The following is a 15,533-nucleotide window of genomic DNA, read 5'->3' on the forward strand; positions in this document are numbered from 1 at the left end:
CAGCTCTTTCACTCGACTGTCGGTGCGATCACGTGCTCCGCGAGGGTGTGAAGGGTGCGCCAGTCCCGCTGGGCGGTCTGACGCAGCCGCTGGTCGCCCGGGTCGGTGTCCAGGATGACGTACCGCGCGCCGAGTTCGGCCAGCGCCGCCACGTCGGAGCGGATCTGGGCGAGCGTGCCGTGGCCGGTGGGCCGCCGCCACTCGTCCAGGGGGTCCGCGGTGACGGAGACCTGGATGCGCGGGCACAGCTCCGGTACGGGCCGGCCCTCCTCCTCGGCCAGGCGCCGCAGCACCGGCACGGCCTGCCGGAGCCAGTGCGCCTGCGGCCACAGCGGGTGCCAGGCGTCGCCGTACCGTGCGCAGCGGCGCAGCGCGGCCAGACTGTTGCCGCCGACCCAGACGGGCGGGTGGGGCCGGCGGCGCGGGCGCGGCGCGGTGTGGACGCTGTCGAAGGCGACCGTCTCGCCCTTGAACGAGGCACGGTCCTGGGTCCACAGCTCCCGCACGGCCGCCAGGTACTCGTCGGTGAGCCGGCCGCGCCGGTGGAACGGGACGTTCAGCGCCTGGTAGCCCAGCCGCGCCCAGCCCACGCCGACACCGAGGACGAACCGGCCACCGGAGAGCTGGTCCAGCGTGGCCGCCATGCGGGCGAGCTGGACCGGATGCCGGTGCGGCATGATCACGACGCCCGTGCCCAGTTCGATGCGCCGGGTCTGTCCCGCCAGCCAGGCCAGCGAGGTGAACGCCTCGTAGAAGGGTTCCGGCGACCGGGCCGCCGCGTCCGGGGTCAGGGCCAGATGATCGGAGACCAGCAGCAGGTCGTAGCCCGCGTCCTCCGCAGTGCGGGCCCATCCCAGCAGGGTGTCCGGGTCCATGCCGGGGCCGAAGTTGGGGAGGTTGATGCCGAACTTCACGGTGTGTGTCACGGGACCAGGAGCACCTTGCCCCGCACGCCGCCCGCCTCGAAGCGGGCGACCGCCTCGGCGGCGGAAGCGAACGGGTAGACGCCGCCCACCCGTACGGTCAGCACCTTGTCGTCCACCAGGGCGGCGAGCCGCTCCAGCCGCGCCCCGTCCTGGTCGACGAAGGAGACCACCGGCTCGATGCCGCGTTCCGCCGCGGGCACCGCGGTCGGTACGACGGTGACGGCCCGGCCCCCGTCCCGGACGCCCCGCACGGCACCGGCCAGACCGGCGGTCTCGAACAGCGCGTCGTAGCGCGGTTCCTCGGGCACGCTCGTCAGCACCTCGTCGGCGCCCAGCTCCCGGGCGAGGTCGTGATCGGCGGGGCGCACCACGGCGGCCGTCCGCCAGCCGCGGTCCCGGGCGGCCTGGAGCGCGAAGCCGCCCAGTGCCCCGACGCCACCGGTGACCAGCAGCCACGCGCCGGCGGGCAGGTCCAGTCGGTCGAGCGCCTGGAAGGTGCTCAGCGCGCCCAGCGGCAGCGCCGCGGCGTCGGCCAGGGGCACACTGCTCGGCGCCGGGGCCAGCAGGTCCTCGCCCAGCGTCACCCGCTCGGCCCAGGTACCCAGACCCGTGGCGGCCTGTGCCGACATGCCGATCACCGGGTCACCGACGCGGAACCGCGTCACCCCGGCCCCGACGGCGTCCACCGTGCCGGACAGGTCCCAGCCCAGCGTCATCGGGAGCGGGACGGTCAGCTCGTCCCCCTTCGACCCCGACCGCACCTGGCAGTCCACCGGGTTGACCGCCGCGGCCCGCACGGTGACCCGCACCTGACCGGCCCCCGGTGCGGGGGCGTCCGGGACCTCGGCCACCTGGAGGACCTCCGGCCCGCCGAAGCGTTCCATCACCACTGCGCGCATCGTGCTTTTCCCTCGTTCTCTGTCGTTCCGCATCGCTGTGAGCCGTGCTTGTGCTCGTGCTGTGCCGTGCTCGTGCTCATGCCGTGTTTGTGTGCCGTGCCGTGCCGTGCTCGTGCTCATGCCGTGCTTGTGTGCCGTGCCGTGCCGTGCCGTGCCGTGCCGTGTCGTACGTGCGGTGCCGTCCGGTGTCCGCCGTGCCGCGCCGCCGGGGCGTCAGGAGGCGGCGCCGGCCTGCTCGGCCGGCACGGCGTCGCCGGTCGCGGCCCGCTCGCCGCGGCGGTCGGAGCGCATCGCGTACAGCGCGACCGGCAGCGCGAGCAGGGACACCAGCGCCGCGATCCAGGACACCCCGTCCATGCCCAGCGTGGAGTCGATGACCACGCCGCCCAGCCAGGAGCCCAGCGCGTTGGCGATCTGGAAGGCCGAGATGTTCACCGACAGGGCCAGGGTCGGCGCTCCGCTGGCGGCGCCCAGCAGCCGGGCCTGGAGCGCGGGGGTGATCGCGAAGGCGGCGGCCCCGAAGACGAAGACCGTCACCGGGACGACGGCCTTGCTCTCCAGCGTCAGTCCCAGCAGTACCAGGGAGACCGGCAGCGCGATCAGCATCCCGCACAGCGAGGGCATCAGCGACCGGTCGGCCAGCCGCCCGCCCAGCAGGTTGCCGGCCAGCGATCCGACTCCGTAGACCAGCAGCAGGGCGGTGACGACACCGGTCGAGAACCCGGTCGCGTCGGTGAGCATGGTGGCCAGGTAGGTGTACGCGGTGAAGGCACCCGTCTGGCCCAGTACGGTCATCACGATGGCCAGCGCCACCTGCGGGCGGCCGAGCGCCGCCACCTCGTCCCGCAGGTTCGAGGCGGGGGCCCCGCCGCCCGTGTGGGTCGCCGGGACCAGGGCGACGATCAGCAGGATGCCGATGACGGCGACGGCCGAGACCGCCCAGAAGGTCGAGCGCCAGCCGTAGTGCTCGCCCAGCAGGGTGCCGAGCGGCACACCGAGGACGGTCGCCAGGTTGAGGCCGGCCGCGACCTGGGCCACGGCCCGGCCCTGCTTTTCGGCGGGTACCGAGCCGACGGCGACGACCACGGCGACCGCGAACAGGGTCGCGTGGGCCAGGGCGGAGACCACCCGGGCGACCATCAGCACGCCGTACCCCGGAGCGACGGCGGCCAGCAGGTTTCCGGCGGTGAAGACCGCCATCAGGGCGATCATGAGCCGCTTCCGGTCGAACCGGGTGGTCAGCGCGGTGAGCAGCGGGCCGCCGAAGACGACACCGAGCGCGTAGGCGGTGACCAGCAGACCCGCGCTGGACACGGTGACGCTCAGGTCGGACCCCACCTGGGGCAGCAGCCCGGCGATGACGTATTCGGCGGTACCCACCCCGAACACACAGACGAGCAGGGCGAAGAGCGGTAATGGCATGGCTTCCCCAGAGACGGAGCTGAACTATTTTCTTCGACATGCATTAAACTGACATGCATTCACTGAGTCAACAAGGACCAACGGAGCGCAGCCGGACCGGTCAGCGGCCCTCGAACCGGGCCCGGCCCGGTCCCTCGGCCGCGAACGTGCGCATTCCGGTCAGCCGGTCCCGGGTGGCGAACAGCGCCGCGAACGCCTCGCGTTCCACCGCCAGGCCCTCGTGGAGACTGCCGGTCGCCCCGGTGTCCACCGCCCGCTTGGCGGCGGCGAGCGCGACGGCGGGCCCCTCCACGTACGAACGGGCCCTGCGCAGCGCCGCCGGGAAGACCTGGTCCGCCGCCACGACCTCGTCCACCAGGCCCGCGTCCCGCGCGGCGGCGGCGTCCAGGGCACGCCCCGAGTAGATGAGGTCCTTGGCCCTCGCGATCCCCACCAGCCGGGTCAGACGCTGCGTGCCGCCGGCCCCGGGGATCACGCCCAGCAGGATCTCGGGCAGGCCGATCCGGGTGTCCTCGGCGCAGACCCGGAAGTCCGCGGCGAGTGCCAGCTCGCAACCGCCGCCCAGCGCGGCCCCGTTGACCGCCGCGACCACCGGTTTCGGGATCTCGGCGACCGCCGTGAAGGCCGCCTGGAGGGCCGCCGAGTGCTCGGCCATCTCGGCGTGGGTCATCGCGGCCATCTCCTTGATGTCCGCCCCGGCCGAGAAGATCCGCGGCCCGCCGTGGAGCACCACGGCGCGTACGTCCCGCCGGGTGGCCGCCTCGGCCGCCGCCCGGTGCAGATCCCGTTGGGCGGCCCGGTCGAGGGCGTTCACCGGCCCCCGGTCCAGCCGCAGGACGCCGACACCGTCGGCCACCTCCAGCCGGACCGCCGCCGTCCGCGCCGCGGCCTCCTTCGCGGGTGCGCCGGTGGTTCCGGCTGTCCGTGCCTCCTTCGCGGGTGCCCCGGTGGTTCCGGCTGTCCGTGCCTCCTCCGCGGGCGCGCCCGCGGTCCCCGCCGCCCCCGCCGTTCCCGCCAGTTCCGTCCTCACGCCCACAACAGACCTCCGTTGACGTCGAGCGTTCCTCCGTTGACGTAACTCGCGTCGGCGGAGGCCAGGTAGACGGCGGCCCGCGCCGCCTCCCGGGCCTCGCCGGGGCGGCCCAGCGCGAAGCGCTTGCGGTACGCCTCCCAGACCCGGTCGTTGTCGGTCAGCGTCCGCCCCATGCCCGCGTCGAGGATGCCCGGGGCGAGGGCGTTGACCCGGATGCCGTACCGCCCCAGCTCGATCGCGGTGACCTTGGTGAACATCTCCACGGCGGCCTTCGTCGCGCAGTACCCGGCGGCACCGACGGCGACCCGGGTGGCCATGCTGGAGGACACGTTGATGATGGCGCCGCCCCGCTCCCGCAGCAGCGGCACGGCCGCGCGGGTGCTCAGGAACACCCCGGTCAGGTTGGTGCTCACCATGGCCTCCCAGTCGGCCACCGCCAGCCGCTCCACCTTGCCGTCCCGGCTGATCCCGGCGTTGGCGACGACGACGTCGAGCCGGCCGTAGCCCTCGTCGGCGGACCGCATCAGCGCGGTCACCGAGTCCAGGTCGGTCACATCGGTCCGCTCGTACCGGACGCGGTCCGGGTACTCCTCCTGGAGTGCCTTGACGTCCCCCGCCGTCCGGGAACCGCACACCACCGACGCCCCCTCGGCGAGGAACTCCCGGGCGATGGCGAGCCCGAGCCCGCTGGTGCCGCCGGTGATCACTGCCACTCGGTCTTCCAACCGCATGAGAACCCCCTCTAGTACCAGGTCATGACGGCCGCTCCGGCCGACATTCCGCCCCCCACGCCGGCCAGCAGGACGCGCTCGCCGCGCCGCAGCGGCTGCCGCAGATGAGCGTCGTGCAGGGTCACCGGAATGGACGCGGCGCCCGTGTTGCCGTACCGGGGAGCGGTCAGCGGGACGCGGGCGGGGTCGAGGCCCAGATCGCGTGAGCACTGTTCCAGCAGGCGGGTGTTGGCCTGGTGGAAGACGACCCGGTCGATGTCGTCCAGCGTCAGGCCCGACTCGTCGAGCACCTCGCCGACGAGCTTGGGCAAGGTGGTCAGGACGTAGTCCCGCACCGCGCGGCCGTCCATGCGGAACAGGTGCTCACCGGCCGCGTACGCCTCCTGGTCCAGCGCCTTGGCGGTGCCCCCGGCCGGAACCTCGACGAGCCCGCGCAGATCGCCGTCGGTCACCAGACGGCTGGCGTGCAGCCCGAAGCCGTCGGGCACCGGGCCGACCAGCGCGGCCCCCGCGCCGTCCCCGAACAGACTGACCGTGCGACGGTCCGAGCGGTTCGTGATCCGGGAGTACATGTCGGCCCCCACCACCAGCGCGGACCCGTCCGGGGTCCGGTGGCGCAGCAGCCCGTCCGCGATCGCCAGGGCGAACAGGAAGCCGCAGCAGACGGCGTTGACATCGAAGGACGCCGGACTGCCGGGCAGCCGCAGTTTGTGCTGCAGGGCCGCCGCCGTGGCCGGCTGCGGCCGGTCCCCGGTCGAGGTGGCCACGATCACGCTGCCGATCCGGGGCCACCGCGCCCGGTCGGCGCCGAGCAGGTCCAGGGCGGCGGCGACGGCGAGATCGGACGTGTCGGTGCCGGGGGCGGCGTAGCGGCGGCCGTCGATGCCGGTGCGCTCGTGGATCCACTCCGGTGTGGTGCCGCTCCAGGCGGCCACGGTCGCGTTGTCGACGATGTCCGGTGGTACGTACGCGCCCAGCCGTGTGATGCCGATGGCCACGGGTCTTCCTCCTGAGACGGTCGCTTTCCGGGATCGGTGGGGTGGGTAGGTCAGTCCGTCCAGTCCGGCGTCCGCAGCACCTCCAGCACCGCGCACGTCCAGTTGAAGCCGCCGCCCACGCCGAGGAGGACGACTTTCTGTCCCGGGGCGAGGACACCGCTCGCGGCGAGGTGGTCGAGCCCGGCGATCTGGTCACCGGCGCCGAGGTGGCCGACCCGGCGGGCGAACTCCCAGTCGGTGCGGTCGAAGCCGGTCAGGCCGAGCGGTTCCAGGCACTGCCGTACCAGCAGATGGGCGCCGAAGTGCGGCAGCACCACGTGGTCGGCCTCCTTGACGCTGGTGCCGGCCTCCTCGGTGGCCTGTTCGACGGCCGCGCGCAGGCCGATCGCGCCGCGCTCCCACACCTCGTCCTTGGGCGTCCTGGCCAGGAACTCCTGCGCCCTGCGGTAGAGGTCGATCGGCCGGTGCGCGCTGTGCCGGAACGGGCCGAACTCCTCGTCGCCCCGGTGCAGCCCCTCCAGCTCCGGGTCCTGGGTGGTCACCATGGAGACCAGCCGGGCGAAGCCCTCCTCGTCCCGGGAGGCGACCAGGGCGCTGCCGCCGTCGCCGAAGACCAGCCCGGAGTCGGCCCGCCAGCGGTCGAAGTACGGGGCGCGCCAGGCGTCGGCGCAGGTGATCAGCACCGGTCCGGAGTCCGGCCGGGCGCGCAGCAGCGCGGCGCCGAGTTCCAGCGCGGCGAGTCCCCCGTTGGACCCGGCCCGGACCTCACTGCCGAAGGCGTTCACCGCCCCGAGCTCACGCTGCACGTACGAGGTGGAGTTCCAGACGTCGATGCCGTTGTGCATCAGCACCCCGTGCAGGACGGCGGCCAGCTCGTCCGGCGCGGTCCCGGCCCGGTCCAGTGCCCGGCGGGCGGCCCGGACCGCGAAGTCCGGTACCCGGTCGTCCTCGGCGGCCACCACGAGGCAGCTCTGCCGGCTGCGGTCGGCCTCGTCCCGGCTGTACTGCCCGGTCCGGACCGCCTCCTCGGCGGTCACCGTCGTCTCCGGCAGCCAGGCCCCGGTGGCCTTGATGTGGATGTCGTCCCAGCGCACGCCGCCTCCTCAAGGCCGGTTGGTCCAGGCGAACGGGCCGCCGGGGCAGCGCCGCGCGGTCGTCTCGTGCTCGTAGGGCATCGTGCCGTCCGGCATGTTCAGGACCTCCATCTGGATGCCGATCGGCGTCGTGAAGTAGACCCACCGGTCCCCCGCGATCGGGCCGTCGGTGATCGTTTCCGGCTCGCCGAGCACCCGGACGCCGGGCACCGAGCGCAGGTAGGCGACGGCGGCGTCCACGTCGTCGACGTAGAAGGCGAGGTGGTGGCCGCCGACGTCGCTGTTGCGCGGCGGCACGGTCGCCGAGCCGGGTACCTGGTAGGAGAACAGCTCGATGTTGTCCGTGGGGCCCAGGCGCAGCATGGCCTGCTCGATGGTGCCCGAGCCGTGCACATTGAGCTGGGTGCTGAAGAACCCGGCGTCCAGCTCCAGCGGCCCGATGCGGTACAGGAGTTCGGCACCGAGGACGTCCGTGAAGAAGGCGACCGAGGCGTCCAGGTCGGCCACCGTGTACGCGACGTGGTCGACGTTGCGGACGGTGGGGATCGCCGGGACGGTCGGCACGTCGTCGTTGCGGTTGGTCCACACCGGAGCGGGGCCGAAACGGCGGCCGTCGGTCTCCTTCTCGTACGGCATGGCCGCGGGGACCGAGTGCACCTCCAGCTGCATGCCCCAGGGGGTGAGGAAGTAGACCCAGCGGTCGCCCTCGTTGGGGGCGCCCTCCGGCATGGTCTGCGGCTCGCCGAGCACCCGCACACCGGGCTGGCGGCGCAGGTACGCGACGGCGGCGTCCACGTCGTCCACCTGGAAGCCCAGGTGGTGACCGCCCACGTCGTTGTTGCGGGGCGGGACGGTGTTCTGCTCCGGGACGGTGTACTGGAACAGCTCGATGTTGGAGGTCGGGCCGAGCCGCAGCATGGCGATGTCGGTGCTGGCCCGCGGGTCGACGTCCAGGTGGACGGCCATCCAGTCGTCGTCGCCCGAGACGCCGTCGAGCCGGTAGATCAGTTCGCCGCCCAGGACGTCGGTGAAGAAGCCGACGGCTTCGTCGAGGTCGGGCACGGTGAAGGCGAAGTGGTCGACGCTGCGAGCGGTGGGTATGCCGCCGGTCATGAATGCTCTCCTCGCGGGTGACTGACCATCAGATGGTGTTCGCGTACTGCTGGTTGGCGATCGCGGCCATGAGCCCCAGACCGCCGTCCACGACGACCGAGGTGCCGGTGGTGTACGCGGCGGAGGCGGAGGCGAGGTGTGCCACCAGCGCGGCCACCTCCTCCGGCCGGCCGGGGCGGCCGGCCGGGATCGCCGGGCGCTTGATGTCCGCGGCGTCCGCCGTCTCAGGCACCCCGTTCATGGGGGTGGCGGTCTCGCCGGGGGCCACCGAGTTCACGGTGATGCCGTGCTCGGCCAGTTCCAGTGCCATCACCTTGGTGACCGCGCCGAGTCCCGCCTTGGCCGCGCAGTACGCGCTGCCGCCGCGGATCGGCATGTGCTCGTGCACCGAGGTCACGTTGATGATCCGGCCGCCCCGGCCCGCCTCCACCATGACCCGGGCGGCGGCCTGCGCGCACAGGAACGGCCCCGTCAGATCGACGTCGATCAGGCGCCGCCAGCCCTCCGGCTCCTCGTCGACGGCCTCCGCGCGGCGGTTGACGCCCGCGTTGTTGACGAAGACGTCCAGTCCGCCCAGTTCCTCAGCTGCCCGTACGACGCTCTCGGCAGCCCCCTCGGGGTCGGCCAGGTCGAGCCGTACCAGCACCGGACGGGCGGACTCCGGCAGCCGCTCGGCGGTCTCGCGGGCCCCGCCCAGGTCGCTCCGGTAGCCGACGGCGATCCGGTGGCCCGCCGCGCCGAGGGCGAGCGCGACGGCTCGCCCGATGCCCGAACTGGCCCCCGTGACCAGGGCCGTGGGCTGTCGCTGGGACGTGGTCATGACGCATCAGCCTCCGTGAAGTCGAGCAGCACCTTGGGACGGGCGCCGCGCCCGCGCTCCAGGAGCGCGAACGCCTCGGCGGCGCGGGCCGCGGGCAGTACCCGGCTGATCAGCGGGTCGGCCCGCAGCACCCCGTCGGCCAGCAGGTCGAGCACGTGGTCGTAGTGGTCCAGGCCGTGCCGGACGCCCAGGACGGACAGGCCGTCCAACGTGATCCGGGCCGCGGGGAGGCCGTCCACCGGACCGGCGGCGACGCCCACGGCCGCGATCCGGCCGCCGGGCGCGGCCAGTTCCACGGCCCGGCTGAAACCGGCGGGGCTGCCCGACGCCTCGATCACCAGGGTGTACCCGGCGTCGGGAGCCTTGTCGGGGAGCAGCCCGTCGCGGGCACCGAGACTCATCGCCAGTTCCAGGCCCGCCGGTTCGATGCCGACGGCGTCCACCCGGTGCGCCTGCCGGGCGGCCAGCTGGACGGCGATCAGCCCGATCGTGCCGGTGCCGACCACGGCGACCCGGTCCTCCGGCCGGCAGTCCGCGCGGCGCAGCGCCTCGACCACCGTCACGGCGGGCTCGACCAGGACCGCCGACCGGTCGTCCACCGCGTCCGGCACCGGCACCAGGGCCGACGCCGGCATCCGTACGTAGGAGGCGGCGGCGCCCTGCAGGCCGTACAGGCCGACCTCGCGCATCGCCGGGCACAGCCCGCGCCGCCCGCCGCGGCAGTGCCCGCACCGCCCGCACGGCACCATCGTCTGGCCCACCACCCGTTGCCCGGGCAGCAGACCGGTGTCCGTGCCGGCCGCGGCGACGGTCCCGGTCCACTCGTGGCCGACGACGTGCGGCAGGCGGGCCCGCCCGTCCAGCAGGTAGCTCGCGGTACCGTGCAGCAGTTCCAGGTCGGTGCCGCACAGCCCGGTGTGGGTGACGCGGACCAGTGCGTGGCCGGGCAGCGGCTCCGGAACCGGGAGGGTCAGGACCCCGACCTCTCCGCGGCCGGTGACGGCGACCGCCGTCATGGTCCCGGAGGGCCACACGGAGGGCCGGTCCGTCGCGGGGAGCACGCCGGTCACGGGCCCACCTCCGGCCGCCGCGCGGGCAGCAGCGCACTGCGGCCACCGGACAGCACGGACACCTGCAGGAGTTCGGCGGCCCCCGCGCCGGCGGTCAGCCTCGGACGGCTGTCCGCCGGGCAGAGCAGCACCTCACCGGCGCGCAGCGAACGCGGAGCCGCCCCGTCCTCCGCCACGGTGACCTCGCCCGACAGCAGCAGCCAGAGTTCCTCGGTGCCGGACCGGCCCCGCTCCTCCGCGCCCGCGCCCGGTGCGAGCAGGACGTGGTCCACCGCCTCGCACTCGCTGTGCATCATGCCGCGCCGGGCCAGGCAGCGCCGGGAGACCGGCGGGGCGCCGTCCGAGCCGGTGACGGCGTGGGCGCTCGCGGTCGAGACGATCACCGGACCTCCAGCACCGCGTGGAACACCCGCAGGCCCTCCTGGTCCGCGCGCAGCGTCAGGCGGCCGCCGAGCGGGAGGGTGACCGAGGTGCCGGGCGTCAACGACGCGTGCCCGGCGGGGCTCTCGGCCGCCCCGGAGCCGGCCAGCACGAAGACGACGTGCTCGGCGCCGTCCGCGAGCAGCTTGCGTTCCTCGCCCGCGTCGAGCTGCAGCGTGCGGACGAGGGACAGCGGGCCGTCGAACACCTCGGACGGATCGATCTCCCCTGCCCGGGCCAGGTCGTACACCTTGCTGCGCATGCCTTCCCTCCGTTCCCGTGATGCCGGCGTGCCGGTGAGCACCGCGTGCGTGGCGGGGGTGGACATCTCCACCACGAGCCAGTCCAGGTCCTCCGCGCCGGTGTTGCGCAAGCCGTGCGTGCTGCCGGCCCTGGTCAGCGCGATGCTGCCCGGTCCGACCGGACGGGCGGTGCCGTCCAGCGACAGTTCGCCGGTCCCGGCGAGGACGAAGTAGATCTCCTCGGTACGGGTGTGCAGGTGGACGCCGCTCACCGCGCCGGGCGGCAGCGAGGCCCATTCGACCGCCTCCCAGGAACCCGCCGTCCCGGTCCGGCGGGCCAGGCATTTCCAGTACGTGAGCCCCTCGGTGCCGTGCACCCCGAACACCCGGGAGGCGTCCGAGGTGTCCGCGACGATCACTGGGCCCGTCCGGCCGCCGGACCGTACGAGGCGAGTTCGGTGAGCGCCCCGTCGATCTCCTCCTGCGTCACGTCGTCCACGAAGCAGGCACGCCCGATGCCCACCGGCAGCGGCAGGTGCTGCCGCCCGTCCCGGTGGCGCACGGTGTCGGCCAGCGCCCTGCCCAGCGTCCCGGGGGTGCACACGGGGTGGAACAGCGGCAGCCGCAGGTCCTCCATCACGCCCAGCACCCGGTCGCAGTCGGCCTCGCTCACCAGGCCCCGGCGGCGGGCGAGGACGGTGGTGAACGCCATGTCCACCGTGACCGCCTCGCCGTGCAGCAGATCGGGCAGGGCCTCCATCTCGATGGTGGGGGAGAAGGAGTGCCCGTAGTCGACCAGCCGCTGCAGCTGGTGCTCCCAGAGGTTGGGCTGGAGCTCCTCCAGCATTCCCTGGACCGCGCGGCGCAGTACCTCGTCGGCGAGGGCGCCGCCGTCCTCGCTGCCCGCGCTCTGCAGCCGGCTGCTCAGCAGGCACTTGCTGTGCTCGGCCAGCAGGTCGAACAGGACCCGGTCCTTGACCAGCGCGATCTTGAGGATCTCCGCCAGGCCGTTGCTGATGTGGCGCTCGTCGAGCGTGCTGAGGAAGGCGCGGTCGAGCAGGGTGACCGACGACGGGTGGTAGGTGCCGAGCCGGTTCTTGTGGCGGTCGAAGTTGACGCCGGTCTTCGCCCCGATGCCGGCGTCCACCAGCCCGATCAGGGTGGTGGGCACCCGGACGTAGGGGGTCGACCGGCGGTACAGGCTGGCCGCGAGACCGACGATGTCCAGCAGCACGCCGCCGCCTATCGCGATCAGCGGCTCGTGCCTGCGGGAAATACCGAAACGGTCCATGTGCTCGACGACCCGGAACACGGATTCCATCGTCTTGAGTTGCTCGTGCGCCGGAATGACGCACAGCTCGAATTCGATGCCCTGGCCTTCGCAGTAGGCCAGTACTTGAGCTCCGTAGAGCTCGTTGACTTTCTCCTCGACCACCAGCAGTCGGCGTCGGCTGCGTACTTCGCTGGTGGTTCCCGCCAGGGCCAGCGCGGGGTTTTCCGGATGCAGTACGCCGGGCGTGAAACGCACCTCGTAAGTGACCGGCTTGGCGGTGCTCACCGTCCAGGCGTGTGCCGGTTCACCGGAGACGAAAAGGCCGTTCTCGGAACGCTCACGGGTGCCCGGAGCGGTGACCGTGGATACCGTCATGACGAACCCCTCATCGGTCTTCGACGTGGACCCTGCTGGGCCGAAACGGGACCCTAGGAGCGGCGTCGAACGATCGGCAACGTGACCGGGATCACGGCTGGGCGCCGCTCGGCCGGCCCGTGTCCGTCTCAGTTGGCGAGGCGCTTTCCCGCGCCCGGATCGCGAACCGGCCGGTACTGCCGATTTCTCTCACGGAGCGTTCACCATTTCCTCGGTCACCGGCACTTTGCGTAAGGGCGGAGTTCCTCGGGCGGACGCCAGGAGAGACATGTGCCGACAAGGGGCGAAGCGGACATAAGGTGGAAATGTGAAACCGGTTGAAAGACCTCCGTCGGGCAACTTTTACCAACGGTTAACAACTCTTCGCTTTCTCGGTCACCTGGCGCGAAAGCGCTCTTGTGATCGATCGAAAACTGCCAATAACTTCCCGGTCCCGTAGCCGCCGCTCATATCCCGAGGCTTGCCTGTGTCGGGCGAGTAAACGTCGGGGAACATGACCAGGAAGCGGGAGCGCATGACTTCTGTACAGGCACGGATACAGGACCTGCTGAGCACTTTCGGCGCACCCGACGCCGATGTGGCGCGGCTGTTGTGCGACCGCCGGCCGCCGGACGCCGTCGCCTTCACCGTCCTCGGGCCGGATCTGGAATCCGTCCCCCTCACCTATGGCGCCCTCGCCGAACGGTCCCGGCTGCTCGCCGGCCGACTGCGCGCGCTGGGCGTCGGCCCGGGGGACCGGGTGGCCACGCTGATGGGCAAGTCGGCCGACCTGCCGGTCAGCCTGCTGGCGATCTGGCGGCTGGGCGCGGTGCACGTGCCGCTGTTCACCGCCTTCGCTCCCGATGCCGTCCGCGCCCGCACCGCTGCCGCCAAGGCGGTCATCACCGATCCGTCCCAGTCGCACAAGGTCGACGCGCTGCGCGGCCCGGACGGCACCCTGCCGTGGCACGTGCTGGAGGCCGGCCCGGACCTCGCACGGGCCCCGGGCCCGGTCGCGGACACGTACCCCGTGGGAGGGGCGGCCCCCTTCCTGGAGCTGTACACCTCCGGAACCACCGGCCCGGCCAAGCCCGTCCCGGTACCGGTCCGGGCGATCGCCGCCTTCGCCGCGTACCAGGAGTTCGGGCTGGACCACCGCGCGGACGACGTCTTCTGGAACATGGCGGACCCGGGGTGGGGCTACGGCCTCTACCAGGCGGTCATCGGGCCGTTGGCGCTGGGCCGGGCGGCCCTGCTGCTCAGCGGCGGCTTCGACGCCGACCGGACGGTCCTGACCCTGTCCCGCCACCGCGTGACCAACTTCGCGGCGGCGCCCACCGCCTACCGGTCCTTGCGGGCCCAGTGGCCCGGCCGGCCGCCGTTGGCGCTGCGCTGCGCCTCGTCCGCGGGTGAGCCGCTCGACGCCGCGACGGCCGAGTGGGCCGCGGACGCGCTGGGGACGGAGATCCACGACCACTACGGGCAGACCGAGCTCGGCATGGTCGCCGGGCACGGATGGCACCCGGCGATCAGGCCGGCGGCCCGGACGGCCGGTTCGATGGGCCGCTCGTTCCCGGGCTGGCGGTTGAGGGTTTTGGACCGGACCGAGGACGTCGAAGCGCCGCCCGGCGAACCCGGCAGGCTGGCCGTCGACCGGTGGGAGAGTCCGCTGATGTGGTTCACCGGATACGGCGGCGGGACCGCGCCCGCGCGACGCTGGCACGTCACCGGTGACATCGCGGTCGCCGATGCCGCGGGGAATCTGACCTTCACCGGCCGCGCCGACGACGTGATCATCATGGCGGGCTACCGCATCGGTCCGCACGACATCGAGAACGCCCTGCGGGCGCACCCGCGCGTGGCCGACGCGGCGGTCGTGGCGGTGCCCGACGGGCTGCGGGGCGAGGTGATCGAGGCTTTCGTCGTACTGTCCCCCGACGACGAGCCGGGGGAGGAGCTCGTCGGCGACCTCCAGACGTGGGTCAAACGCCACCACGCGGCCCACGCCTATCCCCGGTCCGTGCGGTTCGTGGCCGAGTTGCCGAGGACGCCCAGCGGGAAGGTCCGCCGCGATGTGCTGAGGGCCGTGTCGGCGGCCGCCCCGCACTAGAAAAATATGTCTGTGCATTGTTTGCTGGGGAAAGTGTCCCTGTGGGAGAATGCGGTATGGCCAAGGCAACACAGGCGCCCGCGATGACGCAGGACAGGATCTGGCGAGAGCTGAGTGAGGCGCAGACCCATGTCAACGCCGGCCTGGAACGAGAGTTGTACCGGCAGCACCAGCTCCGCCTCTCCGAGTACCACGCGTTGAGCAGTCTGGCCGACGCGGTGGACGGCAGTCTGCGCATGCAGGACCTGGCCGACGCCGTGGGCCTGAACCAGAGTTCGGTCACCCGGATCGTCGCCCGGCTGGAGGCGCAGGGGCTGTGCGAGCGCTGCCTGTGCCCCGACGACCGCCGCGGTGTGTTCACCCGGCTCCACGAAGCCGGCCGTGCCCGTGCCGAGGCGGCGGCTCCCACCTACCGCAAGGTGCTGGCCGAGGAGTGCGCCCGCTGGGGCCTCGTCATCGAACAGACGGAAGCGGGCCTGCGGTTCACCCTCACCGGCCGCTAGGTGTATTGAACTGCAGCGTTGTTTACACGGCTGATGGGTGGCTGCCCGCAAAGTGCGGTGTGGCAGCGGTGGTGGTTGTAGGTGTGCGGGAATTCTGCCAGGGCCGCGGTCCGCTCGTCGTTGCTCGTGCAGGACCTGATGCAGGCCCGTTCGTCGAGCGGGGTGCGGTTGAAGCGTTCGACCTTGCCGTTGGTCCGCGGGCCGGTAGGCACGCGTGAGCTTGCCGGTCGCGCCGAGGTCGGCCAGGGCATCGCGCCAGGCGAAGCTCCTGCGGTAGGGCCAGGCGTTGTCGGTCAGGACCCGCTCGATGCGGTCGATGCCCGTGGTCTGGAAGAAGACCGCGGCCCGGCGGAGGAAGGCTGCGCAGGTAGCGGCCTTCTCGTCCGCGTGGATCTCGCTGTAGGCGATGCGGGTGTGGTCGTCGACGGCGGAGTGGACGTAGTCGAAGCCCACGCTGTTGCGGCGGGCCCGGCCGGCCTCCCGGCCCAGGACTCTGTGACCGCCGCCGTCGGGGATGCGGCCGAG

The 15,533-nt window shown here is 72.8% G+C and carries 15 protein-coding genes and 1 pseudogene; 2 read left to right on the top strand and 14 right to left on the bottom strand.

Annotated features, from left to right (window positions below):
* Positions 1 to 8: 8 nt before the first annotated feature.
* From J7I94_RS24580 to J7I94_RS24645, 13 genes are all read right to left on the bottom strand, one after another.
* Entirely contained in the window at positions 9 to 926 is a 918-nt protein-coding gene (locus J7I94_RS24580) for a TIGR03619 family F420-dependent LLM class oxidoreductase (protein ID WP_308114685.1), read from the bottom strand.
* Complete coding sequence (locus J7I94_RS24585; protein WP_215170092.1) at positions 923 to 1,825, bottom strand: NADP-dependent oxidoreductase; 903 nt, start codon at positions 1,823 to 1,825, stop codon at positions 923 to 925. The genes J7I94_RS24580 and J7I94_RS24585 overlap by 4 nt, the downstream gene beginning before the upstream one ends.
* Before the next feature lie 213 nt (positions 1,826 to 2,038).
* Entirely contained in the window at positions 2,039 to 3,247 is a 1,209-nt protein-coding gene (locus J7I94_RS24590) for an MFS transporter (RefSeq protein WP_215170094.1), read from the bottom strand.
* Between the two features lie 100 nt (positions 3,248 to 3,347).
* A complete protein-coding gene (locus tag J7I94_RS24595) occupies positions 3,348 to 4,109 on the bottom strand; it encodes an enoyl-CoA hydratase/isomerase family protein (RefSeq protein ID WP_215170112.1) in 762 nt (253 codons plus the stop codon).
* Between the two features lie 164 nt (positions 4,110 to 4,273).
* Positions 4,274 to 4,993: an SDR family NAD(P)-dependent oxidoreductase gene (locus J7I94_RS24600; protein WP_308114686.1), complete on the bottom strand. Its 720-nt coding sequence runs from the start codon at positions 4,991 to 4,993 to the stop codon at positions 4,274 to 4,276.
* A gap of 29 nt (positions 4,994 to 5,022) precedes the next feature.
* Positions 5,023 to 6,009 carry a 3-oxoacyl-ACP synthase III family protein gene (locus J7I94_RS24605; RefSeq protein WP_215170097.1) on the bottom strand — a complete coding sequence of 329 codons (987 nt, stop codon included), beginning with the start codon at positions 6,007 to 6,009 and terminating at the stop codon, positions 5,023 to 5,025.
* Positions 6,010 to 6,059: 50 nt separating this feature from the next.
* Positions 6,060 to 7,103: a 3-oxoacyl-[acyl-carrier-protein] synthase III C-terminal domain-containing protein gene (locus tag J7I94_RS24610; protein WP_215170100.1), complete on the bottom strand. Its 1,044-nt coding sequence runs from the start codon at positions 7,101 to 7,103 to the stop codon at positions 6,060 to 6,062.
* A 9-nt stretch (positions 7,104 to 7,112) separates the two neighbouring features.
* On the bottom strand, positions 7,113 to 8,216 hold the full coding sequence (locus J7I94_RS38575; protein ID WP_251075664.1) for a VOC family protein: 1,104 nt from the start codon (positions 8,214 to 8,216) through the stop codon (positions 7,113 to 7,115).
* Between the two features lie 28 nt (positions 8,217 to 8,244).
* Positions 8,245 to 9,036 carry an SDR family oxidoreductase gene (locus tag J7I94_RS24625; RefSeq protein WP_215170102.1) on the bottom strand — a complete coding sequence of 264 codons (792 nt, stop codon included), beginning with the start codon at positions 9,034 to 9,036 and terminating at the stop codon, positions 8,245 to 8,247.
* The gene (locus J7I94_RS24630) at positions 9,033 to 10,106 is read right to left on the bottom strand and encodes an alcohol dehydrogenase catalytic domain-containing protein (RefSeq protein ID WP_308114687.1); all 1,074 of its coding nucleotides are present in this window, start codon (positions 10,104 to 10,106) and stop codon (positions 9,033 to 9,035) included. Before J7I94_RS24630 ends, J7I94_RS24625 begins: the two co-directional genes overlap by 4 nt.
* A complete protein-coding gene (locus J7I94_RS24635; RefSeq protein WP_215170104.1) occupies positions 10,103 to 10,489 on the bottom strand; it encodes a cupin domain-containing protein in 387 nt (128 codons plus the stop codon). Before J7I94_RS24635 ends, J7I94_RS24630 begins: the two co-directional genes overlap by 4 nt.
* Positions 10,486 to 11,187: a cupin domain-containing protein gene (locus J7I94_RS24640; RefSeq protein WP_308114688.1), complete on the bottom strand. Its 702-nt coding sequence runs from the start codon at positions 11,185 to 11,187 to the stop codon at positions 10,486 to 10,488. The genes J7I94_RS24635 and J7I94_RS24640 overlap by 4 nt, the downstream gene beginning before the upstream one ends.
* Complete coding sequence (locus tag J7I94_RS24645; RefSeq protein WP_215170106.1) at positions 11,184 to 12,416, bottom strand: sedoheptulose 7-phosphate cyclase; 1,233 nt, start codon at positions 12,414 to 12,416, stop codon at positions 11,184 to 11,186. Before J7I94_RS24645 ends, J7I94_RS24640 begins: the two co-directional genes overlap by 4 nt.
* 514 nt (positions 12,417 to 12,930) lie before the next feature.
* Between J7I94_RS24645 and J7I94_RS24650 the strand changes: the two genes are divergently transcribed.
* Together J7I94_RS24650 and J7I94_RS24655 are read left to right on the top strand one after the other, a co-directional pair.
* The gene (locus tag J7I94_RS24650) at positions 12,931 to 14,505 is read left to right on the top strand and encodes an AMP-binding protein (RefSeq protein WP_215170108.1); all 1,575 of its coding nucleotides are present in this window, start codon (positions 12,931 to 12,933) and stop codon (positions 14,503 to 14,505) included.
* A 56-nt stretch (positions 14,506 to 14,561) separates the two neighbouring features.
* Positions 14,562 to 15,008: a MarR family winged helix-turn-helix transcriptional regulator gene (locus J7I94_RS24655; RefSeq protein WP_251075665.1), complete on the top strand. Its 447-nt coding sequence runs from the start codon at positions 14,562 to 14,564 to the stop codon at positions 15,006 to 15,008.
* Here J7I94_RS24655 and J7I94_RS24660 read toward each other — a convergent pair.
* Positions 15,005 to 15,533 (bottom strand): annotated as a pseudogene (locus tag J7I94_RS24660) (integrase core domain-containing protein); the annotation flags it as partial. The gene J7I94_RS24655 and the pseudogene J7I94_RS24660 overlap by 4 nt on opposite strands.

It is taken from the genome of Streptomyces sp. ISL-12 (assembly GCF_018614415.1).
Lineage (GTDB): Bacteria > Actinomycetota > Actinomycetes > Streptomycetales > Streptomycetaceae > Streptomyces.